General features: G+C 63.8%; 19 protein-coding genes. 10 read left to right on the top strand and 9 right to left on the bottom strand.

The genetic code is table 11. The features are described 5' to 3' along the window. Positions 1-4: 4 nt before the first annotated feature. From pilQ to IFT80_RS11170, 5 genes are read right to left on the bottom strand one after another with little or no spacing between them, the layout of a single operon-like run. Positions 5-2,113 carry a type IV pilus secretin PilQ gene (gene pilQ, locus IFT80_RS11190; protein ID WP_192137565.1) on the bottom strand — a complete coding sequence of 703 codons (2,109 nt, stop codon included), beginning with the start codon at positions 2,111-2,113 and terminating at the stop codon, positions 5-7. A 36-nt stretch (positions 2,114-2,149) separates the two neighbouring features. Beyond that, on the bottom strand, positions 2,150-2,677 hold the full coding sequence (pilP, locus tag IFT80_RS11185; RefSeq protein WP_122480443.1) for a type 4a pilus biogenesis lipoprotein PilP: 528 nt from the start codon (positions 2,675-2,677) through the stop codon (positions 2,150-2,152). Then, positions 2,674-3,333, bottom strand: coding sequence for a type 4a pilus biogenesis protein PilO (pilO, locus tag IFT80_RS11180; protein WP_122480444.1), 660 nt, complete (start codon positions 3,331-3,333; stop codon positions 2,674-2,676). The genes pilP and pilO overlap by 4 nt, the downstream gene beginning before the upstream one ends. Continuing rightward, positions 3,330-3,899, bottom strand: coding sequence for a PilN domain-containing protein (locus IFT80_RS11175; protein ID WP_122480445.1), 570 nt, complete (start codon positions 3,897-3,899; stop codon positions 3,330-3,332). Before IFT80_RS11175 ends, pilO begins: the two co-directional genes overlap by 4 nt. Then, positions 3,900-4,964: a pilus assembly protein PilM gene (locus tag IFT80_RS11170; RefSeq protein WP_122480446.1), complete on the bottom strand. Its 1,065-nt coding sequence runs from the start codon at positions 4,962-4,964 to the stop codon at positions 3,900-3,902. A gap of 184 nt (positions 4,965-5,148) precedes the next feature. Between IFT80_RS11170 and IFT80_RS11165 the strand changes: the two genes are divergently transcribed. Then, positions 5,149-7,593: a penicillin-binding protein 1A gene (locus IFT80_RS11165; RefSeq protein WP_446730991.1), complete on the top strand. Its 2,445-nt coding sequence runs from the start codon at positions 5,149-5,151 to the stop codon at positions 7,591-7,593. Positions 7,594-7,974: 381 nt separating this feature from the next. Here the strand turns inward: IFT80_RS11165 and IFT80_RS11160 are convergent, their stop codons facing one another. From IFT80_RS11160 to rpmE, 3 genes are all read right to left on the bottom strand, one after another. Then, positions 7,975-9,243, bottom strand: coding sequence for a malic enzyme-like NAD(P)-binding protein (locus IFT80_RS11160; protein WP_122714552.1), 1,269 nt, complete (start codon positions 9,241-9,243; stop codon positions 7,975-7,977). Between the two features lie 179 nt (positions 9,244-9,422). Continuing rightward, positions 9,423-10,178: a thermonuclease family protein gene (locus IFT80_RS11155; protein WP_342214385.1), complete on the bottom strand. Its 756-nt coding sequence runs from the start codon at positions 10,176-10,178 to the stop codon at positions 9,423-9,425. 50 nt (positions 10,179-10,228) lie between these two features. Next, complete coding sequence (gene rpmE, locus IFT80_RS11150; RefSeq protein WP_043193699.1) at positions 10,229-10,447, bottom strand: 50S ribosomal protein L31; 219 nt, start codon at positions 10,445-10,447, stop codon at positions 10,229-10,231. 303 nt (positions 10,448-10,750) lie between these two features. Between rpmE and IFT80_RS11145 the strand changes: the two genes are divergently transcribed. From IFT80_RS11145 to IFT80_RS11120, 6 genes are all read left to right on the top strand, one after another. Beyond that, positions 10,751-12,970: a primosomal protein N' gene (locus IFT80_RS11145; protein WP_192102838.1), complete on the top strand. Its 2,220-nt coding sequence runs from the start codon at positions 10,751-10,753 to the stop codon at positions 12,968-12,970. A gap of 181 nt (positions 12,971-13,151) precedes the next feature. Further along, the gene (gene argS / locus IFT80_RS11140; RefSeq protein WP_192137563.1) at positions 13,152-14,888 is read left to right on the top strand and encodes an arginine--tRNA ligase; all 1,737 of its coding nucleotides are present in this window, start codon (positions 13,152-13,154) and stop codon (positions 14,886-14,888) included. A gap of 1 nt (position 14,889) precedes the next feature. Continuing rightward, complete coding sequence (locus tag IFT80_RS11135; RefSeq protein ID WP_122480451.1) at positions 14,890-15,579, top strand: SPOR domain-containing protein; 690 nt, start codon at positions 14,890-14,892, stop codon at positions 15,577-15,579. A gap of 204 nt (positions 15,580-15,783) precedes the next feature. Further along, positions 15,784-16,314, top strand: coding sequence for an ATP-dependent protease subunit HslV (gene hslV, locus IFT80_RS11130; RefSeq protein WP_043191380.1), 531 nt, complete (start codon positions 15,784-15,786; stop codon positions 16,312-16,314). An 87-nt stretch (positions 16,315-16,401) separates the two neighbouring features. Next, a complete protein-coding gene (hslU, locus tag IFT80_RS11125) occupies positions 16,402-17,739 on the top strand; it encodes an ATP-dependent protease ATPase subunit HslU (protein WP_122480452.1) in 1,338 nt (445 codons plus the stop codon). A 153-nt stretch (positions 17,740-17,892) separates the two neighbouring features. Continuing rightward, positions 17,893-18,270, top strand: a complete 378-nt coding sequence (locus tag IFT80_RS11120; protein ID WP_122480453.1) for a gamma-butyrobetaine hydroxylase-like domain-containing protein — start codon at positions 17,893-17,895, stop codon at positions 18,268-18,270. Here the strand turns inward: IFT80_RS11120 and IFT80_RS11115 are convergent. Further along, positions 18,267-18,545, bottom strand: coding sequence for a polyhydroxyalkanoic acid system family protein (locus IFT80_RS11115; RefSeq protein ID WP_043191383.1), 279 nt, complete (start codon positions 18,543-18,545; stop codon positions 18,267-18,269). The two genes, IFT80_RS11120 and IFT80_RS11115, sit on opposite strands and share 4 nt — an antisense overlap. 129 nt (positions 18,546-18,674) lie before the next feature. On the opposite strand from IFT80_RS11115, the gene ubiE reads away from it, so the two are divergent. Genes ubiE through ubiB form a run of 3 tightly spaced genes read left to right on the top strand, consistent with a single transcriptional unit; the run spans position 18,675 to position 21,672 of the window. Continuing rightward, positions 18,675-19,445 (top strand): bifunctional demethylmenaquinone methyltransferase/2-methoxy-6-polyprenyl-1,4-benzoquinol methylase UbiE, encoded by a 771-nt coding sequence (gene ubiE, locus IFT80_RS11110; protein ID WP_043191385.1) that lies wholly within the window; start codon positions 18,675-18,677, stop codon positions 19,443-19,445. Then, a complete protein-coding gene (locus IFT80_RS11105) occupies positions 19,445-20,068 on the top strand; it encodes a ubiquinone biosynthesis accessory factor UbiJ (protein WP_192137562.1) in 624 nt (207 codons plus the stop codon). The genes ubiE and IFT80_RS11105 overlap by 1 nt, the downstream gene beginning before the upstream one ends. After that, positions 20,065-21,672, top strand: coding sequence for a ubiquinone biosynthesis regulatory protein kinase UbiB (ubiB, locus tag IFT80_RS11100; protein WP_192137561.1), 1,608 nt, complete (start codon positions 20,065-20,067; stop codon positions 21,670-21,672). Before IFT80_RS11105 ends, ubiB begins: the two co-directional genes overlap by 4 nt. Positions 21,673-21,721: the final 49 nt, after the last annotated feature.

The raw sequence follows: 21,721 nt of genomic DNA, 5'->3' as shown, positions 1-21,721 counted from the left end.
AGAATCAACGACTCACAGCAATCGCCTGGTTATTCATGATACGCGGTGTCAAGAATACCAGCAGCTCGGATTTGGCTTCCGACACGACATCCCGACGGAAAAGGCGCCCAACATACGGCACGTCGCCCAAAAAGGGCACCTTGTCCACGGTTTTACTTTGCGTGTTGGAGAAAACCCCACCGATGACGATGGTCTCGCCGTCGTTGACCAGCACCTTGGCGTTGACCTCGTTCTTGCTGATCGGCGGTACACCCAGCACCGCGTTCAGGTAGTCGGGCTCATCCTTGGTGACCTTCACTTCCATGATGATACGGCTGTCCGGGGTTATCTGCGGCGTCACCTCGAGTGACAGCGAAGCCTCCTTGAACGACACCGTGGTGGCGCCGCTGGAGCTGGCCTCCTGGTAGGGCACCTCGGTGCCCTTGAGGATCTTCGCGGTTTCCTTGTCCGAGGTCACCACCTTGGGCTGGGAGACGATCTCGCCATTGCCGGTGCTTTCCATGGCACTGAGCTCGAGGTCCAGCAGAACGTTGTTGGTCACGAAGCCCAGGCCGATGCCGGAGGTTGCATCGGCGGCCCCCAGGTCGATGAAGGGCGTGTTGCTGCCGACGTCGGCGCCGGTGTTGCCGGCTTCGTCGCCATTGTTGTCCAGCCCGTAGGCCGTCCAGTTGTTCTTGCCCCTCAGGTTGGTCGAACCGCCCCAACGCACGCCCAGCGCCTTGTTGTAGCCGACGTTGGCTTCGACGATGCGCGCCTCGATCATCACCTGACGCACCGGAATATCCAGTTGGGTAACGATACGACGCAGTTCGTCGAGGCGATCCTGGGTCTGGTAGGCAATGATGTTGTTGGTGCGCTCGTCGACAGTGATCGAGCCACGCTCGGTCTCGACGTTCTCGCCGCGGGTCACCGACTGGAACAGCTTGGCGATGTCGGCAGCCTTGGCATAGTTGACCTGCATCAACTCGCGGCGCAGCGGCGCCAGCTCCTGAATCTGCCGCTGCGACTCCAGCTCCTGGCGCTCGCGGGCGGCAATCTCGTCGGCCGGGGCCACCAGCAGCACGTTGCCGACCTTGCGTTTGTCCAGGCCCTTGGTCTTGAGCACCAGGTCCAGCGCCTGATCCCAGGGAACGTTCTGCAGGCGCAGGGTGATGCCACCCTGCACCGTGTCACTGGCCACCAGGTTGAGGTTGGTGAAATCGGCGATCAGCTGTAGCACCGAACGCACGTCGATGTCCTGGAAGTTCAGCGAGAGCTTCTCGCCGGTATAGACATTGCGCTCGACATTGCGCCGCGCGACGTCCTCGTTGGTCAGCGGCCGCACACTGATGGTCAGGCGGTTTTCGGTCTGGTACGAGGAGTAGTCGAAGCTGCCGCTGGGCTCGATGGTCACGGTCGCGCCAGTGGCGCCGACCGAGGAGTTGACGAACTGCACCGGGGTCGCGAAATCCTTCACGTCCAAACGCACGCGCAACGGATCGGGCAGCTGGGTCTTGGCGAAAGTGAGCAGGATCTTGCCGCCCTGCTCCTGGATATCGGGGCTGATGGTCGGGTCGCTCAGGTCGATGATGACATTGCCCTCACCCAGCTCGCCGCGCTGGAAATCGACGTTGCGAATGGCCCGGCCGGCGGGCACTGCCGCGCGCGCAGGCGCAGGCGCAGGCACGGCTGCGGGTCGCGGGGCGGGCCGGGCTGCCGTCGGAGCCGGTATCGCCGTGCCCTGCAGGGCCGCGGCACCCTCGCCCACCAACACGAACAGGTCGTTGCCCTGCACGCGAGTGCTGTAGGGCGCGAGCTTTGTCAGGTTGACGATGATCCGTGTGCGGTCGGTGGCCTCGACCACCACCACACTGCGGGCATTGCCCACGCCCAGGTCGCGACTGCGGGCGCCCAGTTGACTGGTCACACCCGGCAGGTCGAGGGCGATCCGGGCCGGTTGCTCGGTGGTATAGCCGCGTGGCGCCGTGACCGGGCCGTCGAACGAAAGCTTGAGCTCGACGCGATCACCGGGCAGGGAGGCAACGTCGAGCGTCTTCAAGTTCGCGGCCATGACGATCGGTGAAAGCATCGCTATCCCTAGCGAAATACCGAAGGCTGAGAGAATCCTGTTCATTTTCGAGTTCCACTAGACATGCTTGACCCAAGCCCTTTACGAGCGCTCTTTGAGCGGGATGGTGCGAGGCCGCTCCAACCAACCACCATCCCCATCGGGAACGATTTCAACGACATCGACCTGGGCATCGCTGATGGCGATGATCCGCCCGTCGTTGCGACCCAGGTAATCGCCTACCTTCAGGCGGTGCACGCCACCGGCGCCGCGCATCAGGGCAAAGCGCCCACCGGCATTGCCCAGGGTGCCGACCATTTCGAAATCCTCGATGTTGAAACCCTCCAGGAATTGCTTGACCCGCGTCGTGTCGGGCTTGATGAGCCGGGAGCCCTTCTGCCTGTTCACCAGTTCGATCTTGATCGGTGGCTGGAACGGACTGCGCAACGACGCAGCCTCGTAACTGAACGCCTGATAGGGCGCAAAGCGCGGTATCGGTTCGATCTTGCCCTTGGGCCTGGCCTTGACCTCGGCCATGAATGCGTCGAGGTCGGCGAAATCGCCGTTGCCACCGCAACCTGCCAGCACCAGCATGCACGCGGCCAGGCCTGCAACGAATACTGCTTTCATTTCGCTTGCCCCTGTGTCGGTGCCGCGTCCGCGCCAGGCAGGCCTTGATCGTTGTAGCGGTAGGTCTTGGCCAGGATACTCATGCGCAGCTGGCTGTTGCTGGCCTTCGGATCCACGGGTTTCACTTCGAAATCGTGCAGGGTGACGATCCGTGGCAGGCTGGCCACGCCACTGACGAAGGTGGCCAGGTCGTGGTAGGTGCCGGTCACGCTGATCTGTATCGGCAGCTCGATATAAAACTGCTGGGTCACCTCAGGCAACAATTTTATTTCTTCGAACTCCAACCCCGAACCCAGACCGGTGCGCGTGATGTCCTCGAGCAGGCCCGGCACTTCGGTGTCGCTGGGCAACTGGCGCAGCATCGCGCCGAACGACGTTTCCATTTCCTGCATCTGCTCGGTGTAGGTTTCCAGGTTCGCCGCCTGGAAGGCCTTGGTGGAGAACTGCTCCTTGAGCGCAGTTTCCTGATCGGCCTGCTGCTGCAATTGCGCTTCGAGGTCCGAGATGTGGAAGTTGTAGCCCAGGCCGAGAATGAGCGCCATCAGCAACACGCCGGCAATCACCTTGACCGCAGTCGGCCACGAACCGATGTTGTTCAGGTCAAGCTCGCTGAGCTCGACCTTGCGCAGGCTGTCCATCCAGCTCGAAGGGTTCATTTGTCGTCCCCTTCGGCCTGGACCGGAGCGGTCTGGCGCACGGTCAGCTGGAAACTGTTGGCGCCGTTGACGTCGGCACTGGTGTTGGCCTTGACTTCGTTGAGGGCGGGCGCTTCCAGCCAGGGCGAAGCGTCGAGGTTGCGCAGCAGGTCGGACACGCGGTTGTTGGTCTCGGCGGCGCCGGCAATGGCAATGCTCTTGTCGGTCATTTTCACGTCGGTGAAGTACACGCCGTCGGGCAGCGTGCGCGCCATCTGGTCGAAGATGCGTCCGATGATCGGGCGGTTGCCCTGCAGGTCCTGGATGGTTTTCATGCGCTCGAGCAATTGCTTGCGCCGCGCCTTGAGCTCACTGATCGACTTGATGCGCTGATCGAGCAGGACGATCTCGGACTGCAGGTGGGCATTGCGCGCCGTCTGGGTGTCGATGGCATTGCCGATGAATCGGTCCGCCAGAAAAATGACCGCGATGGCGCCGACCAGCACGCCGGCCATGGCAATCAGGAATTGTCGCTTGCGCTCTTCTCGCAGCTGCTCGCGCCACGGCAGCAGGTTGATCCTTGCCATCTAGTCGAAGCTCCTCAGCGCCAGGCCACAGGCGATCATCAAGGCCGGTGCATCGCTGGCCAGCGCACCGGCATTGACCTTGCTGCTCAGGGCCATGTCGGCGAACGGGTTGGCCACCAGGGTCGGGGTGCCCAGGCGTTGCTGGATCAGTCGATCCAGGCCGGAAATCGAAGCAGTGCCACCGGCGAGCATGATGTAGTCGACATCGTTGAACTGGCCGGCGGCAAAGAAGAACTGCAGCGAGCGCGACACCTGCTGTACCACGGCATCCTTGAACGGTTGCAGCACTTCGGCCACATAGTCGTCGGGCAGCCCGCCCTGCTTCTTGGCCAGGCCGGCTTCCTCGTTGGAAAGGCCGTAGCGGCGCTGGATTTCCTCGGTCAGCTGGCGCCCACCGAACAACTGCTCGCGGGTATAGATGATGCGGCCGTTGTGCAGCACGCTGAGGGTGGTCATGGTCGCGCCGATGTCCACCACGGCCACGGTCAGGGCCTGGTTGCCACCGGCCAGCTGCGCGGTGAGCAGGCCAAAGGCACGCTCCAGCGCATACGCCTCGACATCCACCACCTTGGCGCTCAGCCCGGCCAGGGCCAGGGCAGCCTCGCGGACCTCGACGTTTTCCTTGCGGCAGGCAGCCAGCAATACCTCGACCCGCTCGGGGTTGCGCGCCGAATAGCCCTGCACTTCGAAGTCGATGGCGACTTCTTCGAGGGGGTAGGGAATGTACTGGTCGGCCTCGACCTTGAGCTGGGTTTCCAGCTCGTCGTCCGACAGGCCGGCGTCCATCTCGATGGTCTTGGTGATCACCGCCGAACCGGCCACGGCCACCGCGACGATGCGGGTACCGGTGCGCGCCTTGACCAGCACGCGGCTCAGGGCATGCCCGACGCCTTCGAGTTCGGCAATGTTCTTCTCGACCACGGCATTGGCCGGCAACGGTTCCACGGCATACGACTCGACCCGGAAACGGTTGCCCGTGCGGCTCAGCTCGAGCAATTTGACCGACGTGGAGCTGATGTCGATGCCCAATAGCGAATGTGCTTTCTTGCTGAAGAGTCCACGCACAACCGATTCCCTATTACTATCCGCGACTTACGGACCCTTTGTCGTACGAGGCATTTAATAGCAGTCTTGACAGAAGCGCAAATGACGCTCCGGGTCGAAAAATGCTTATAATGCCCAGCGTTTTTTTCCACGTACCGCGTGCTGCGCTTAACCCATTCTTTTATCTGGAAATCCAAAAGCCTTGATACGCCTGCTGAAGTTTTTCTGGTGGTCTTTCCTCGCCGTCGTCTGCGGGCTGTTGCTCGTACTCAGCGGGGCATTTCTGTATCTCAGCCCCAGCTTGCCGTCTGTCGACGCCCTGCGCAGCGTCGAGCTGCAGATCCCCCTGCGGGTCTTCAGCAGCGACGGAAAACTGATCGCCGAGTTCGGCGAGATGCGCCGCTCGCCGATCAAGTTCGCCGAGATTCCGCCACATTTCATCCAAGCCCTGTTGTCCGCAGAAGACGACAATTTCGAAAACCATTACGGCGTCGACCCCAGCAGCCTCATGCGCGCCGCCTCGCAGCTGGTGCGCAGCGGTCATATCCAGACCGGCGGCAGTACCATCACCATGCAGGTCGCCAAGAACTATTTCTTGACGTCCGAACGCAGTTTTTCACGCAAAATCACTGAAATCCTCCTTGCCTTGCAAATCGAGCGCCAACTTACCAAGGATGAGATTCTCGAGCTGTACGTGAACAAGATCTACCTGGGCAACCGGGCCTACGGGATCGAAGCCGCCGCACAGGTGTATTACGGCAAGTCGATCCGCGACGTAAGCCTGGCGCAGATGGCGATGATCGCCGGCCTGCCCAAGGCGCCTTCGCGCTTCAACCCGCTGGCCAACCCGGTGCGCAGCAAGGAGCGTCGCGACTGGATCCTGGGACGCATGTTCCGCCTGGGCAAAATCGACGAAGCCAGCTACAACGCTGCCGTCGGCGAGCCGCTCAACGCCAGCTATCACGTGCCCACGCCGGAAGTCAGCGCGCCGTGGATCGCCGAAATGGCCCGTGCCGAAATGGTCGGGCGCTACGGCAGCGAGGCCTATACACAGGGCTTCAACGTCACCACCACGGTGCCGAGCAATCTGCAGGAAGACGCCAACCACGCCATCAGCTCCGGGCTGATCGCCTACGATCAACGCCATGGCTATCGCGGTCCGGAAGCTCGCCTGCCCGGCAAGACGCCGCGCGAGTGGGCCCAGGAACTGACTCGCCAGCGTCCGCTGAACGGCCTGGAGCCTGCCATCGTCACCAAGGTCGACAAGACGGGCATCGTCGTGCTCACCCGCGACGACAAGCAGGAGTCGATTGCCTGGGACAGCATGAAATGGGCGCGCCCCTTCATGAACACCAACAGTGTCGGGCGCACGCCTGCGCAGCCGTCGGACGTTGCGCAGGTAGGCGATCTGATCCGCGTACAGCGTCAAGACGATGACACCTTGAAGTTCAGCCAGGTACCGACGGTGCAGAGCGCGCTGGTGTCGCTGGACCCGCGCACCGGCGCCATCCGTGCCTTGGTCGGTGGTTTCTCGTTCGAACAGAGCAACTACAATCGTGCGATGCAGGCCAAGCGGCAGCCGGGCTCCAGCTTCAAGCCGTTCATCTATAGCGCGGCACTGGACAAGGGCTACACGCCCGCCAGCCTGGTCAACGACGCCCCCATCGTGTTCGTCGACGAGTCGGTGGACAAGGTCTGGCGCCCCAAGAACGACACCAATACCTTTCTGGGCCCGATCCGTTTGCGTGAAGCGCTGTACAAGTCGCGCAACCTGGTCTCGATCCGCGTGCTGCAGAGCCTGGGTGTAGACAGCACCATCGACTACATCAGCAAGTTCGGCTTCAACAAGCAGGACCTGCCCCGCAACCTGTCGCTGGCACTGGGCACCGCCACCCTGACACCAATGGAAATTGCCACGGGCTGGAGCGTGTTCGCCAATGGCGGCTACAAGGTTTCACCGTACCTGATCGAGCGTATCGACAGCCGCAACGGCGAGACTCTGTTCCGCGCCAATCCGCCGACGGTACCGGCCGACGACATCGCCGCCGCCACGCCCCAGGCCGCACCGGCCAGCGCGACCACGGTATCGGCCCCCATCGCGGTGGACGCCACCTTGATGCCAGGCGCCGCCCCGGCCCCGGTGATTGCCGAGCGGATTATCGACGGGCGCACCGCGTTCATCCTCACCAGCATGCTCGAGGACGTCATCAAGAAGGGCACCGGGCGCCGCGCCATGGCCCTGGGTCGCACCGACCTGGCCGGCAAGACGGGCACTACCAACGACTCGAAGGATGCCTGGTTCTCGGGCTACAACGCCGACTACATGACCACTGTCTGGTCGGGCTTCGACCAGCCTGAAACCCTGGGCCGGCACGAGTTTGGCGGCACCGTTTCACTGCCGATCTGGATGACCTACATGGCCGCCGCGCTCAAGGACAAGCCGGCTCATGTGCAGCCCGAGCCCGACGGCATCCTCAGCCTGCGGGTAGACCCGATCAGCGGCCGCGCGGCCGCACCGGGCACGCCGGGCGCCTACTTCGAGCTGTTCAAGAGCGAAGACACACCGCCTTCCAACAGCGAGTTCGGTGGCGGCAGCGCACCGGGCAGCCCGCTCCCGGCAGACGAATCGGCGCCGATCGACCTGTTCTGATACCAGACCGCGTCGAGCCCTTCGCGGCCACTGGCCGCTCCTACACGGTTTGTGGACATCCGTAGGAGCGGTCAGTGGCAGCGAAGGCGCCAGATCGTGCACACCCGTAGGAGCGGCCAGTGGCCGCGAAAGCGTCAGATCGTGCACACCCGTAGGAGCGGTCAGTGGCCGCGAAGGCGCTAGATCGTGCACACCCGTAGGAGCGGCCAGTGGCCGCGAAAGCGTCAGATCGTGCACACCCGTAGGAGCGGTCAGTGGCCGCGAAGGCGTCAGATCGTGCACACCCGTAGGAGCGGTCAGTGGCCGCGAAGGCGTCACTCGGATCACAAAAAAAGCCCCGACTCTCGCGAGCCGGGGCTTTTTCATGGCGCTTCCAAAGGCTTAGCCGTTGAACACGTCATCCACGCTCTGCAGCGGGTAATGCTTGGGGTACGGCAGGGTGGCCACACCGGTCTCGATCGCAGCCTTGGCCACGGCGTCGGAGATCAGGGTGATCAGCCGTGGGTCCATCGGCTTGGGAATGATGTACTCGCGACCGAATTCCAGCGAGATACCGCCGTAGGCGTCGCAGACTTCCTGGGGCACGGGCAGCTTGGCCAGTTCACGCAGGGCGTTGGCGGCGGCGATCTTCATTTCTTCGTTGATACGCTTGGCGCGAACGTCCAGGGCACCACGGAAGATGAACGGGAAGCCCAGCACGTTGTTGACCTGGTTCGGGTAGTCGGAACGACCGGTGGCCATGATCACGTCGTCGCGGGTGGCGTGCGCCAGTTCCGGTGAGATCTCCGGATCGGGGTTGGAGCAGGCGAACACGATCGGATTGGCGGCCATCGACTTCAAGCCTTCGGCGCTCAGCAGGTTGGGGCCCGACAGACCGACGAATACATCGGCGCCCTGCAGGGCATCGGCCAGGGTGCGCTTCTCGGTGGTGTGGGCGAAGACCGCCTTGTACTGGTTCAGGTCGTCGCGGCCGGCGTGGATCACGCCCGTGCGGTCGATCATGAAGATGTTCTCGATGCGAGCGCCCATGCTGACCAGCAGCTTCATGCACGAGATAGCGGCGGCACCCGCGCCCAGGCAGACGATCTTGGCGTCTTCCAGAGTCTTGCCGGCGATTTCCAGGGCGTTGATCATGCCGGCTGCGGTGACGATCGCGGTACCGTGCTGGTCATCGTGGAATACCGGAATGTCGCACTGCTCGATCAGCGCGCGTTCGATTTCAAAGCACTCGGGCGCCTTGATGTCTTCCAGGTTGATGCCACCGAAGGTGATCGAGATACGTTTGACGGTGTCGATGAAGGCCTGCGGGCTTTCCGAGTCGACTTCGATGTCGAAGACGTCGATGCCGGCGAAACGCTTGAACAGAACGCCCTTGCCTTCCATGACCGGCTTGGAAGCCAGCGGGCCGAGGTTGCCCAGGCCCAAAATGGCGGTGCCGTCGGAGATGACCGCTACCAGGTTACCCTTGCCGGTGTACTTGTAGGCCAGCTCGGGATCGCGACCGATTTCGCGAACGGGCTCGGCTACACCGGGGCTGTAGGCCAGCGACAGGTCGCGGGCGGTTGCAGTGGGCTTGGTGAGTTCGACGCTCAGTTTGCCTGGGCGTGGATGGGCATGGTACTCGAGAGCGGCAGTTTTCAAATCTGACATTGGGGGCGTTCCGCTTTTACGTTGGTCTGACGAGACCCGCGAGGATACGCAAGATGCCTACACCCGACAAGACTACCCGGTCACATGCGTCAAGGCCCCTGGCCTACGACTTTCGGCGGGTACCGACAGGGCCGTCGAGGGCCTGCGAGGCAGCCCATGCACAGGCGCCTCTGGCCGGTTCACGGCTGTATCTGCACCATCTGCGGGGTGCTCACCGGCAACATCCAGCGCAACTGCCCGGCAGCCCGATTGCCGCGCCGATTGCGATCCAGCACCCAGCCGCGGGCCTCGACCTTTTGGCCTTTGAGGGCATCGAGCCAGCCTTCGGGGAACAGCGCGAACACCTTGGGCGCGACGTGCAGGACCACCGAGTCGTCCAGTTCGATCCAGGCCCCGGCGCGGTTGCGTTCGACCTTGCTGACCCGCCCGCCGAGCAGGGCGAAGCCGGCACGCTCCACCTGCGCGGCGGCGATGGCCGGCGATTGACGCCACAGCCCCAGCCCGGCCTTTCGAGCGGCGTGCTCGGCCTGCTGCTGGCAGGCCACCTGCTCGACATTGGGCGCCACCGCGACCTGCAGGGCCAGCCCTTCGGCCAGCAATTGCGCCTCGAAGTTCAGCCCACCGCGGCCATAGACATGGGCCAGGGTGCGCTGGTAGCGATCCTGGCTCTCGCGGCCCAACTGCAGGCCGACCAGGCCGTCGCTGTCATCGACCAGCGCCTGCAATCGGCGCCGCGCGGCCACGGCGTAGGGCTCGTCGCCGCGCCCCTGGCGACCGATCTCAGGCGCATTGATACCGATCAGGCGGACGCTGCGGCCATCCTGCAGGCGCAGGGTATCGCCGTCGATGACCTGGCGGACCTGGGCGGTGCCCAGCCCGCTCGGAGCCGGGCAGAAGGCCTCGGCCTGAGCGGCGCCAAGCCAGAAAACGCCCACAAAAAAGGCGCCCGCAAGGGGCGCCTTCTTCAACAGCGAGAGCAAACCAATCAAGCTTTCTTGGCGCCGAAGCCGCCGAAACGCTGCTTGAAACGGTCAACACGACCGCCAACGTCCAGGGTCTTCTGCTTGCCAGTGTAGAACGGGTGGCATTCGGAGCAGACGTCGAGGCTCAGTGGCTTGGCCAGAGTCGAACGGGTCTTGATGACGTTACCGCAGCTGCAGGTAGCGTCGATGGCTTCGTATACTGGATGGATATCGGCTTTCATGGTGACTTCCTCAGGCTGCGTGCCGCCACCCGACACCATTGTCGAGTACCGCACGTAATTAGGCCGCGTATATTAACAGAACAGGGCGAACACGCAAGGTGTCGCTCGCACCGGCCGTCGTCTGCTAGTCTGCGCACCTCGAACCCCGTGCGAGCGGCAACCAGCCGCGACCCGTAAATCACGTAGGAGCGGTCTCCGGCCGCGAATGGCGTACCGCGTCATTTCGGTAACACCGCGGCGCAGCCCTCGCGGCCGATGACCGCTCCTGCGACTGCAGTTGCTCCCACTCAAGAGAACTCCCGCGTGCCCGACGTCATCCTGCGCCTCGCCCTGCCCTCGCCGCTGCGACGCCTGTTCGACTACAAGGCGCCCGCCAACACTGCGCACACCGTGTTCATGCCCGGCATGCGCCTGCGGGTACCATTCGGGCGGAGGGAAATGATCGGCATCCTGATCGAAGTGGCCAGCCACAGCGATGTACCGCCCGACAAGCTCAAGCCCGCCATTGCCCTGCTCGATGCGGTAAGCCCCCTGCCACCTGCGCTGTTCAAGTTATGCCTGTGGACTTCGCAGTACTACCAGCACGGCCTGGGGGACACCCTCAGCTGGGCGTTGCCGGTGCTGCTGCGTCAGGGCGAACCGGCCGAAGCGCGCCAGGAGCGCTTCTGGCACGCCGCCGCCGATGCCCGCCTGGACGACCCGCGCATCGCCCGCGCACCCAAGCAGCGCGATGCCCTCAAGACCCTGGCCCAGCACCCCCATGGCGTCGCCCATCAGCTGTTGAGCAAGCTGCAACTGAACAAGGACAGCCTCGACCTGCTGCTGGCCAAGCAACTGGTCAGCGTGGAAGTTCGCCGCCACGGCCCCGGGCCGCGGGCCGAACACTGGCTGGCGCAACCGGAACTGCCGCTCAACGAAGAGCAACGCGCGGCTTTCGAGGCGATTCGCGCCAGCCTCGGCGGCTTCCATGCGTTTCTCCTGGCGGGCGTGACCGGCAGCGGCAAGACCGAGGTGTACCTGCAACTGATCCACGAATGCCTGGAAGCCGGCAAACAGGCGTTGGTGCTGATCCCGGAAATCAACCTCGGCCCGCAAACCCTGGCGCGCTTCGAGCAGCGCTTCAACGCACGCATCGCGCTGGTGCACTCGGCGGTCAATGACCGCGACCGCCTCGACGCCTGGCTGGCGGCACGCGATGGCGAGGCCGACATCATCATCGGCACCCGCTCGGCGCTGTTCACGCCGATGAAGAACCCTGGGCTGATCATCATCGACGAAGAACATGACGGCTCCTATAAACAGCAGGAAGGCCTGCGTTACCACGCACGCGACCTGGCGCTGGTGCGCGCCAGCCAAGAGAACATTCCCATTGTGCTGGGCTCGGCCACGCCTTCCCTGGAGAGCCTGCACAACGCCCATACCGGCCGCTACGGCCTGCTGCGCATCGACCATCGCGCCGGTGGCGCCCAGCAACCCAAGTTCATGCGCCTGGATGTAAAGAGCCGGCCGCTGGACAGCGGCATCAGCGGACCGATGCAGCAGGCCATCGGCCAGACCCTGGCCAATGGCCAACAGGTGCTGGTGTTTCTCAATCGCCGCGGCTTCGCGCCCACCCTGCTGTGCCACGACTGCGGCTGGTTATCCGAGTGCCCACGCTGCGATGCCCGTACCACGGTCCACCAACGCTCGGGCGAGTTGCGCTGCCATCATTGCGGGCATGTCGAACGCGTGCCGCGCCAGTGCCCCAAGTGCGGCACGGTAGACCTGCGTCCGGTCGGCGCAGGCACCGAGCGCGCCGAGGAACGCCTGGCGATCCTCTTTCCCGATTACCCGGTGCTGCGCGTCGACCGCGACAGCACCTCGCGCAAGGACGCGATGAACCAGCTGTTCGCAACCATCCAGAAAGGCCATCCGTGCATCCTCGTCGGCACCCAGATGCTTGCCAAGGGGCATCACTTTCCACGGGTCACCCTGGTGTCGATTCTGGATGCCGACGGCGGGCTGTTCTCCGGCGACTTCCGCGCCAGCGAGCGCATGGCACAGTTGATCGTTCAGGTGGCAGGCCGCGCCGGTCGCGCGGAGGAACCGGGCAAGGTGATCATTCAGACCCACCTGGCCGACCACCCGCTGCTGGTGCAACTGACCGAGCAGGGCTACTTCGCTTTCGCCGAGCAGGCCCTGGCCGAGCGACGGGGCGCAGGCCTGCCGCCGTTCGCGCACCTGGCGCTACTGCGTGCCGAAGCGCACAAGCCGGGCCAGGCCGAAGCCTTTCTGGATGAGGCCTGTGCGGCAGCCGAAGTGCTGGTGGCGCAACTGGCCCTGGGCGGCCTGGAGCTGCTGGGGCCGGTCCCGGCACCCATGGAACGGCGCGCCGGACGCTATCGCGCACAGTTGCTGGTCCAGGCAACGCTGCGCGCCCCGCTGCACCGCCTGCTCAATGCCTGGATGCTGCAACTGGAGCAACTGCCGAGCGGGCGACAGGTGCGTTGGTCGCTGGATGTGGACCCGGTGGATTTGTATTGAGATAGGCGCACCTGAGGCAGGGATCGGCGGCGTCCGCCGTCGCGGCTGGCGCCGCTGCTACAGGGGTGGTGGTTTGCAGGGGGGATTTGCGGGTTGGCAACCCCGGCCAACAACCGGATAATGCCCAGTTTTTCCACCCGTGCATCCAGCACCGCCGTACCTGCGGTCGACCGAGAACCCCATGAAAGACACCATTCGCCAGCTGATTCAACAAGCCCTGACCCACCTTGTCGCCGAAGGTGTGCTGCCAGAAGGTCTGACGCCGGCAATCCAGGTGGAAAACTCGCGCGACAAGAAGAACGGCGATTTCGCCAGCAACATCGCCATGATGCTGGCCAAGCCTGCCGGCATGAAGCCGCGCGACCTGGCAGAAAAGCTGATTGCCGCACTGCCGACCGACGAGCAGGTGAGCAAGGTGGAAATCGCCGGCCCCGGCTTCCTCAATTTCTTCCAGAACAGTGCGGCCCTCGCCGCGCGCCTGGACGCCGCCCTGGCCGATGCCCGCATCGGCGTGCGCAAGGCCGGCCCCGCGCAGCGTGTGGTGGTCGATCTGTCTGCACCCAACCTGGCCAAGGAAATGCACGTAGGCCACCTGCGCTCGACCATCATTGGCGACGGCGTGGCCAATGTGCTGGAGTTTCTTGGCGATACCGTGATCCGCCAGAACCATGTCGGCGACTGGGGCACGCAGTTCGGCATGTTGCTGGCCTATCTCCAGGAAAAGCCCGCCACCAGCGACGAGCTCTCCGACCTCGAGAATTTCTACCGCGCGGCCAAGCAGCGCTTCGATGAATCCGCAGAGTTCGCCGAGCGTGCCCGCGGCCTGGTGGTCAAATTGCAGGCCGGCGATGCCGAATGCCTGGCCTTGTGGAAGCGCTTCAACGAAATTTCCCTGTCGCACTGCCAAAGCACCTACGAGCGCCTGAACGTCAAACTGACGCCGGCCGACGTGATGGGCGAAAGCGCCTACAACGACGACCTCGCCAACGTGGTCGCGGACCTACGCGCCAAGGGTCTGCTGGTGGAAAGCAACGGCGCGCAGTGCGTGTTCCTCGAAGAATTCAAGACGGCCGAAGGCACGCCCCTGCCGGTGATCGTGCAGAAGGCCGGTGGCGGTTATCTGTACGCCACCACCGACCTGGCAGCGGTGCGCTATCGCAGCAACGTGCTCAAGGCCGACCGCGCGCTGTACTTCGTCGACCAGCGCCAGGCCCTGCACTTTCAGCAGGTGTTCGAGGTCGCGCGCCGTGCCGGTTTCATCACCAACGGCATGCAGCCGGAGCACATGGGTTTCGGCACCATGAACGGCGCCGACGGACGTCCGTTCAAGACCCGTGACGGTGGCACCGTGAAACTGGTCGACCTGCTCGATGAAGCCGAGCAACGCGCCTACACCCTGGTCAAGGAAAAGAACCCCGAGACCGCCGAGGCCGACCTGCGCGTGATCGCCCGAGCCGTGGGCATCGGGGCGGTGAAATATGCCGACCTGTCCAAGCACCGCACCAGCGACTACAGCTTCAACTTCGACCTGATGCTCAATTTCGAAGGCAACACCGCGCCCTACCTGCTCTACGCCTATACCCGCGTGGCCGGTGTGTTCCGCAAGCTGGGCAAGAACTTCGCGGACGTCGAAGGACAGATCGTGCTGGAAGCCGAGCACGAGAAGGAACTGGCTGCCAAGCTGGCGCAGTTCACCGAAGTACTGAACAACGTCGGCGAGAAAGGCACGCCCCATGTGCTGTGCACTTACCTGTACGATGTGGCCGGGCTGTTCTCCAGCTTCTACGAGAACTGCCCGATTCTGGCGGCCGAACACCCCCCTCAGCAACACAGCCGCCTGCGCCTGGCGGCGCTGACCGGTCGCACCCTCAAGCAAGGATTGGCTCTGTTGGGCCTGGAAACACTGGAGCGTATGTAAGTTGGCTGCCAAGAAAAAACCCGCACCCAAACGCGGCGCCAGCCGCAATTCCGCACCTGCGAAGAAGCCCATCCCAGGCTGGCTGTGGCTGGCGATCGGCCTGAGCGTGGGGGCCTTCGTGGTGTTCCTGATGAAGCTCGAGCCGGGCAACAGCGACGTCAAGCGGGTCAAGGCCGAGCAACTGAAAGCGGAAAAGATCGCCGAGGCGAACAAGACGCCGCCCAGCCCGCAGGCACCGGTCAAGCCCAAGTACGACTTCTATACGCTGCTGCCGGAATCCGAAGTGATCGTGCCACCCGAAGCGGTGCCCGAGAAAACCCCACCGATTCCGGCCCAGGCGCCGGTAACCCCGGCCGAGGCAGCCAAGATCGACACTGCCCGGGCTCAGGCCGCGCTCAGTGGCGCGACCCCGCCGCCGGCCCCGCCGGTGATCAAGCCTGCCGCAACCACGCAGTTCTACCTGCAGGCCGGTTCGTTCCGCAAGCAGGCGGACGCCGACCGGGTGCGGGCGCAGATCATCCTGCTGGGGCAGTCGGTGAACGTGGAATCCGGGACGGTCAAGGAAGACACCTGGTACCGGGTGCTGGTGGGTCCGTTCAGCAACCGCGAGCAGCTGACCGTGGCGCAGAAACAGCTGGCCGGCAGTGGCTTTAGTAACCTGCTGTTGCAGCAAAGGCAGATCCGGCAGTAAACCGCGGCGCGCCCTTCGCGGCCGCTGACCGCTCCTGCAGACCGTAGGAGCGGTCAGCGGCCGCGAAAGCCGTGACACGGACCTCCCGATACCCGCAAGCTGTCCCACCACCCCGCACAACCGACAAAGGTTGAAATCTCCTCACCCACCCCCATATTCGTTTCCATCAGGGCATTTTCGCCCCGCTGCGTGGAGACTCTCCCCTTGACCACCATCGTTTCAGTCCGCCGTCATGGCAAAGTCGTCATGGGCGGCGACGGCCAGGTTTCTCTCGGCAATACCGTGATGAAAGGCAACGCCAAGAAAGTCCGTCGCCTGTACCACGGCCAGGTCATCGCCGGCTTTGCCGGGGCCACCGCCGACGCCTTCACGCTCTTCGAGCGTTTCGAAGGCCAGTTGGAGAAACATCAGGGCCATCTGGTCCGTGCCGCCGTGGAACTGGCCAAGGAATGGCGCACCGACCGCTCGCTCAGCCGTCTCGAGGCGATGCTGGCGGTGGCCAACAAGGACGCTTCCTTGATCATCACCGGCAACGGTGACGTGGTCGAGCCCGAAGACGGCCTGATCGCCATGGGCTCCGGCGGCGCGTTCGCGCAGGCCGCGGCCAGTGCGCTGCTGAAGAAGACCGAGCTGGGCGCACGGGAAATCGTCGAGACCGCCCTGGGCATCGCTGGCGACATCTGCGTGTTCACCAATCACAACATGACCATCGAGGAGCAGGATCTCGCCGAGTGATCAGACGGTTGTGGTGCCAGGCCTGCACGCTATGCGTCGCAAGCCTTCACCCCTTCCCTGCCTGAACCTCCGAGTCCGGAACACACCATGTCCATGACCCCCCGCGAAATCGTCCACGAACTCAATCGCCACATCATCGGCCAGGACGATGCCAAGCGCGCTGTCGCCATTGCCCTGCGCAACCGCTGGCGGCGCATGCAGCTGCCCGAAGAACTGCGCGTCGAAGTGACGCCCAAGAACATCCTGATGATCGGCCCTACCGGCGTCGGCAAGACCGAAATCGCGCGGCGCCTGGCCAAGCTCGCCAATGCACCGTTCATCAAGGTCGAAGCGACCAAGTTCACTGAAGTTGGCTATGTCGGCCGCGATGTCGAATCGATCATCCGCGACCTGGCCGATGCGGCTATCAAGCTGCTGCGCGAGCAGGAAATGGTCAAGGTTCGCCACCGCGCCGAGGATGCGGCCGAAGAGCGCATTCTCGATGCGCTGTTGCCCGCCGCCCGTGCAGGCTTCAACGAAGAGCCGGTGAGCAACGATTCGAACACCCGTCAGCTGTTCCGCAAGCGCCTGCGCGAAGGCCAGCTGGACGACAAGGAAGTCGAGATCGAGGTGGCCGAGCAGATGGGTGGCGTGGACATCTCCGCGCCTCCCGGCATGGAAGAAATGACCAACCAGCTGCAGAGCCTGTTCGCCAACATGGGCAAGGGCAAGAAGAAGAGCCGCAAGCTCAAGGTCAAGGACGCGCTGAAAATGGTCCGCGACGAAGAAGCCGGCCGCCTGGTCAACGAGGAAGAGCTCAAGGCCAAGGCACTGGAAGCCGTCGAGCAGCACGGTATCGTCTTCATCGATGAAATCGACAAGGTGGCCAAGCGCGGCAATGTGGGCGGTGCCGACGTGTCCCGTGAAGGCGTGCAACGCGACCTGCTGCCGTTGATCGAAGGCTGCACGGTCAACACCAAGCTGGGCATGGTCAAGACCGACCACATCCTGTTCATTGCTTCGGGTGCGTTCCACCTGAGCAAGCCGAGCGATCTGGTTCCCGAACTGCAGGGTCGCCTGCCGATTCGCGTCGAACTCAAGGCGTTGAGCCCGCAGGACTTCGAGCGCATCCTCAGCGAGCCACATGCCTCGCTGACCGAGCAGTATCGCGAGTTGCTGAAGACCGAAGGCTTGAACATCGAGTTCGTGCCCGAAGGGATCAAGCGTTTGGCCGAGATCGCCTGGCAGGTCAACGAGAAGACCGAGAACATCGGTGCGCGCCGCCTGCACACGTTGCTCGAGCGGTTGCTGGAGGAAGTCTCGTTCAGCGCCGGCGACATGGCCGCTGCGCACAGCGAGGCGCCGATCCAGATCGATGCCGAGTACGTGAACAGCCACCTGGGTGAGCTGGCGCAGAACGAAGACCTGTCGCGCTACATTCTGTAAGACGGCCTGTCATGCGCGGTGCGGCCTTTGCGGCCGCTGACCGCGCCTACGGAACGCGGCTCGCGGGCGACGTCAATGATCGTTCGCACAGGCCGGGTTCGCAGGAGCGGTCCGTGGCCGCGAAACAGACACCGCGCGACTTCGAGACCCACCATGACCAGAATCCCCAGCGCCATCAATTTGCACAAGGCCTCCAAGACTTTGAGCCTGACCTATGGCCCCGACGAGGTGTTTCACCTGCCCGCCGAGTTCCTGCGCGTGCACTCGCCGTCCGCCGAGGTCCAGGGCCACGGCAAGCCGATCCTGCAGGTCGGCAAACTGGGGGTTGGCCTGGCCAAGGTCGAAGCTGCAGGCCAGTACGCCTTGAAACTGACCTTCGACGACGGCCATGACAGCGGCCTGTTCACCTGGGACTACCTGTACCAGTTGGCGCTGCGCCAGGAGCAGCTCTGGGCCGACTACCTGGAACAATTGCGCGCGGCCGGCAAATCCCGCGACCCCGCCGAATCCGTGGTCAGGTTGATGCTTTAAGCCGCCAGGGCCTTGTCCAGGGCCTTTTCGATCTCGCTCTGGATGGTGCCGCTCATCATCGCCAGCATCATGCCCAGCTTCAGATCGATTCGAATCGCTTCGTCGTCGATCTGCACGGTGCCCTGTGCACCGCTGCGCTTGACCGCCACCGTGTCACCTTGCCAGGTAGCCTGCACGTCATAGCGGTCGATCAGCTTCTGGACCACCACTTCAGCTTTCTGCCGCGCCGCGTCGCGGCCCAGATTGTGTTTGCGTTCGACGTTGATCTGGGTCATCGGGGATTCCAACAGGTAAGGGTTCAATGGCGCACAGTTTAACCCGGTTGCCCCGGCAATCCATCGTGCCAAGACAAAGCGCCCTTGTGCGGCTTAGAATGGTGCGTAATTTTTCCTGGTGACAGCGATATGAATGATCAGCGCAAAGGCGGCGATGCCGAACCCACCACTCACTTCGGCTACAAGCACGTACCGGAAAGCCAGAAGGCCGAAAAGGTCGCCGAGGTGTTCCACTCGGTAGCGGCCAAGTACGACTTGATGAACGACGTGCTGTCCGGCGGCATGCATCGGCTGTGGAAGCGCTTCACCATCGAGCTCTCGGGCGTGCGCGTGGGTAACCGGGTGCTCGACATCGCCGGCGGCACGGGCGATCTGGCACGCAAGTTCTCCGACCTGGTAGGGCCTACCGGCCAGGTGGTGCTCGCCGACATCAACGCCTCGATGCTCAAGGTCGGTCGCGACCGGCTGCTCGACCGCGGCGTGGCCGGCAACATCGAATTCGTCCAGGCCGATGCGGAAAAGCTGCCGTTCCCCGACAATCACTTCGATTGCGTGACCATCGCCTTCGGCCTGCGCAACGTCACCCACAAGGAAGCGGCCATCGCTTCCATGCTGCGCGTGCTCAAGCCAGGCGGGCGCCTGCTGGTGCTGGAGTTTTCCAAGCCTACCAACAAGCTGATGTCCAAGGTCTACGACGCCTATTCATTCGCGTTCATGCCGCTGGCCGGCAAGCTGATCACCAACGATTCGGAAAGCTACCGTTACCTGGCCGAATCGATCCGCATGCATCCCGATCAGGAAACCCTCAAGGCCATGATGGTGCAGGCCGGTTTCGACCGCGTCACGTACCACAACATGACCAGTGGCATCGTTGCCCTGCACCGCGGGATCAAGCCCTGATGCTGCTCGGTGGCCTGATCGCCAGTGTCGAACACGGTCTGAACCGTGTGCTGCGCCTGGACGCCACGGCGTTGCCGCGCCTGGCGCACCTGCACGGCAAGGTGATTGCCATCCAGGGCCGCCAGCCCGCCTTTACCCTGTACATACTGCCCAGTGCCCATGGCCTGATGCTGGCCCAGCAGTGGGCCACGCCGCCCGACTGCACGTTGCGCGCGCCGGCTGCCAGCCTGGTGCAACTGGCACTGCGCAAGGACAAGACCGCGGTGCTGCACAGCCCGCAGGTCGATCTGGACGGCGACAGCGCCGCGCTGCTGGACCTGGTCAAGGTGCTGCAGGACCTTGAACTGGACTGGGAATACGAAGTCTCACGCTGGCTGGGTCCGGTGCCCACCGCCTTGTTGGCCGGGCATTTGCGCAGCCGCACGGGCTGGACCCGTGAGAGCCTGGCCACGGCGGCGCAGAACCTGGGCGAATACCTGGCCGAGGAAGCGCGTACATTGGTGGGCGAGCAGGAAGCCCAGGCCCGTTTCAGTGAGCTGGATGCTTTGAAAGTCGACGTCGAACGCCTCGAGGCGCGTATTGAGCGCCTCGCCCGATCCCACAATTCCAGCGATAACGCATGAAGCTGCTTGCCGTCCGCCGTCTGTTGCGCATCCAGCGCGTCATCATTCGTTACCGCCTCGATGACCTGATGTTCGCCCTGCCACTGCCGTGGTGGCTGAAAATCACCCGTTTCGCCATGCCTTGGCGCTGGCTGCCGCGCAGCCGCCAGGAACTCAACCGTGGCGCGCGCCTGCGCCTGGCCTTGCAGGACCTGGGGCCAATCTTCATCAAGTTCGGGCAGATCCTTTCCACCCGCCGCGACCTGCTGCCCGAAGACATCGCCGATGAGCTGATGCTGCTGCAGGACCGGGTGCCGCCGTTCGACCCCAAGCAGGCCATGGCCCTCATCGAGCAGCAACTGGGTGCGAAGATCACCGACGTGTTCAGTCGCTTCGACGTCGAGCCATTGGCGTCGGCCTCGGTGGCCCAGGTTCACGCCGCTCGGCTCAAGACCGGTGAAGAGGTGGTGGTCAAGGTCGTTCGCCCGGGGCTCAAGTCGGTGATCAGCCAGGATCTGGCCTGGCTGTTCCTGCTCGCCCGCCAGGCCGAGCGGCTGTCCGCCGACGCGCGCCTGCTGCACCCGGTCGACGTGGTCGCCGACTACGAACGTACCATCTACGACGAACTCGACCTGTTGCGCGAAGCGGCCAACTCCAGCCAGCTGCGGCGCAATTTCGAAGACTCCGACCTGCTCTACGTGCCCCAGGTCTACTGGGACTGGTGCCGGCCGAAGGTCTTGGTGATGGAGCGCATCTACGGCGTGCAGGTCACCGACATGGCTGCCCTGGCCGACCAGCGCACCGACATGAAGCTACTGGCCGAGCGCGGCGTCGAGATTTTCTTCACCCAGGTGTTTCGCGACAGTTTCTTCCATGCCGACATGCACCCCGGCAACATCTTCGTCAGCACCGTGGCACCGTGGAGCCCGCGCTATATCGCCATCGACTGCGGCATCGTCGGCAGCCTGACCCCTGAAGATCAGGATTACCTGGCGCGCAACCTGTTCGCCTTCTTCAAGCGCGACTACCGCCGCGTGGCGCAGCTGCACATCGATTCGGGCTGGGTACCGGCCGAGACCAAGCTCAACGAATTCGAAGCGGCGATCCGCACCGTCTGCGAGCCGATCTTCGAGAAGCCACTGAAGGACATCTCCTTCGGCCAGGTGCTCATGCGCCTGTTCCAGACCGCACGACGCTTCAACATGGAAGTCCAGCCGCAACTGGTGCTGCTGCAGAAAACCCTGCTCAACATCGAAGGCCTGGGTCGACAGCTGTACCCGGACCTCGACCTGTGGAGCACCGCCCAGCCGTTCCTGGAACGCTGGATGCGCCAGCGGGTCAGCCCGAAATCTTTGTTTCAGAATGTTCAATCGCAGGTCGAACAATTGCCTCACCTGGCCAATATGACCCGCGATCTACTCGAACGAATGTCTCAGCCCCATCGCAAGGATCCACCGCCGCCCTGGGAGCAACGCCACGATCGCTGGGCCCTGCGGCTGCTCGGCGTCGCCTTGCTGGTGGGTGGAACGGTCACCGCCGTCTCCGGCATAGCCCTGGACAGCGTCCAGGCATGGCCCGCCTGGTTGATGCTGGCATCGGGCTTGTACCTGGTCGTGCGCCGATAGCCAGTCGCGCCATCGGCTGGCACACTAGCCCTCTCTGTTGTCGGAGTCG

It is taken from the genome of Pseudomonas sp. CFBP 8771, assembly GCF_014841695.1.
GTDB classification, from domain to species: domain Bacteria; phylum Pseudomonadota; class Gammaproteobacteria; order Pseudomonadales; family Pseudomonadaceae; genus Aquipseudomonas; species Aquipseudomonas baltica.
The sequence above is the reverse complement of the archived record's forward strand: the minus strand, read 5'-3'. Positions and strand labels throughout refer to the sequence as shown.

Coding starts and splice junctions, on each gene's coding strand:
- pilQ (WP_192137565.1), bottom strand. CDS start 2,113: ATGAACAGGATTCTCTCAGCCTTCGGTATTTCGCTAGGGATAGCGATG.
- pilP (WP_122480443.1), bottom strand. CDS start 2,677: ATGAAAGCAGTATTCGTTGCAGGCCTGGCCGCGTGCATGCTGGTGCTG.
- pilO (WP_122480444.1), bottom strand. CDS start 3,333: ATGAACCCTTCGAGCTGGATGGACAGCCTGCGCAAGGTCGAGCTCAGC.
- IFT80_RS11175 (WP_122480445.1), bottom strand. CDS start 3,899: ATGGCAAGGATCAACCTGCTGCCGTGGCGCGAGCAGCTGCGAGAAGAG.
- IFT80_RS11160 (WP_122714552.1), bottom strand. CDS start 9,243: ATGTCAGATTTGAAAACTGCCGCTCTCGAGTACCATGCCCATCCACGC.
- rpmE (WP_043193699.1), bottom strand. CDS start 10,447: ATGAAAGCCGATATCCATCCAGTATACGAAGCCATCGACGCTACCTGC.
- argS (WP_192137563.1), top strand. CDS start 13,152: ATGAAAGACACCATTCGCCAGCTGATTCAACAAGCCCTGACCCACCTT.
- hslU (WP_122480452.1), top strand. CDS start 16,402: ATGTCCATGACCCCCCGCGAAATCGTCCACGAACTCAATCGCCACATC.
- IFT80_RS11120 (WP_122480453.1), top strand. CDS start 17,893: ATGACCAGAATCCCCAGCGCCATCAATTTGCACAAGGCCTCCAAGACT.
- IFT80_RS11115 (WP_043191383.1), bottom strand. CDS start 18,545: ATGACCCAGATCAACGTCGAACGCAAACACAATCTGGGCCGCGACGCG.
- ubiE (WP_043191385.1), top strand. CDS start 18,675: ATGAATGATCAGCGCAAAGGCGGCGATGCCGAACCCACCACTCACTTC.
- IFT80_RS11105 (WP_192137562.1), top strand. CDS start 19,445: ATGCTGCTCGGTGGCCTGATCGCCAGTGTCGAACACGGTCTGAACCGT.
- ubiB (WP_192137561.1), top strand. CDS start 20,065: ATGAAGCTGCTTGCCGTCCGCCGTCTGTTGCGCATCCAGCGCGTCATC.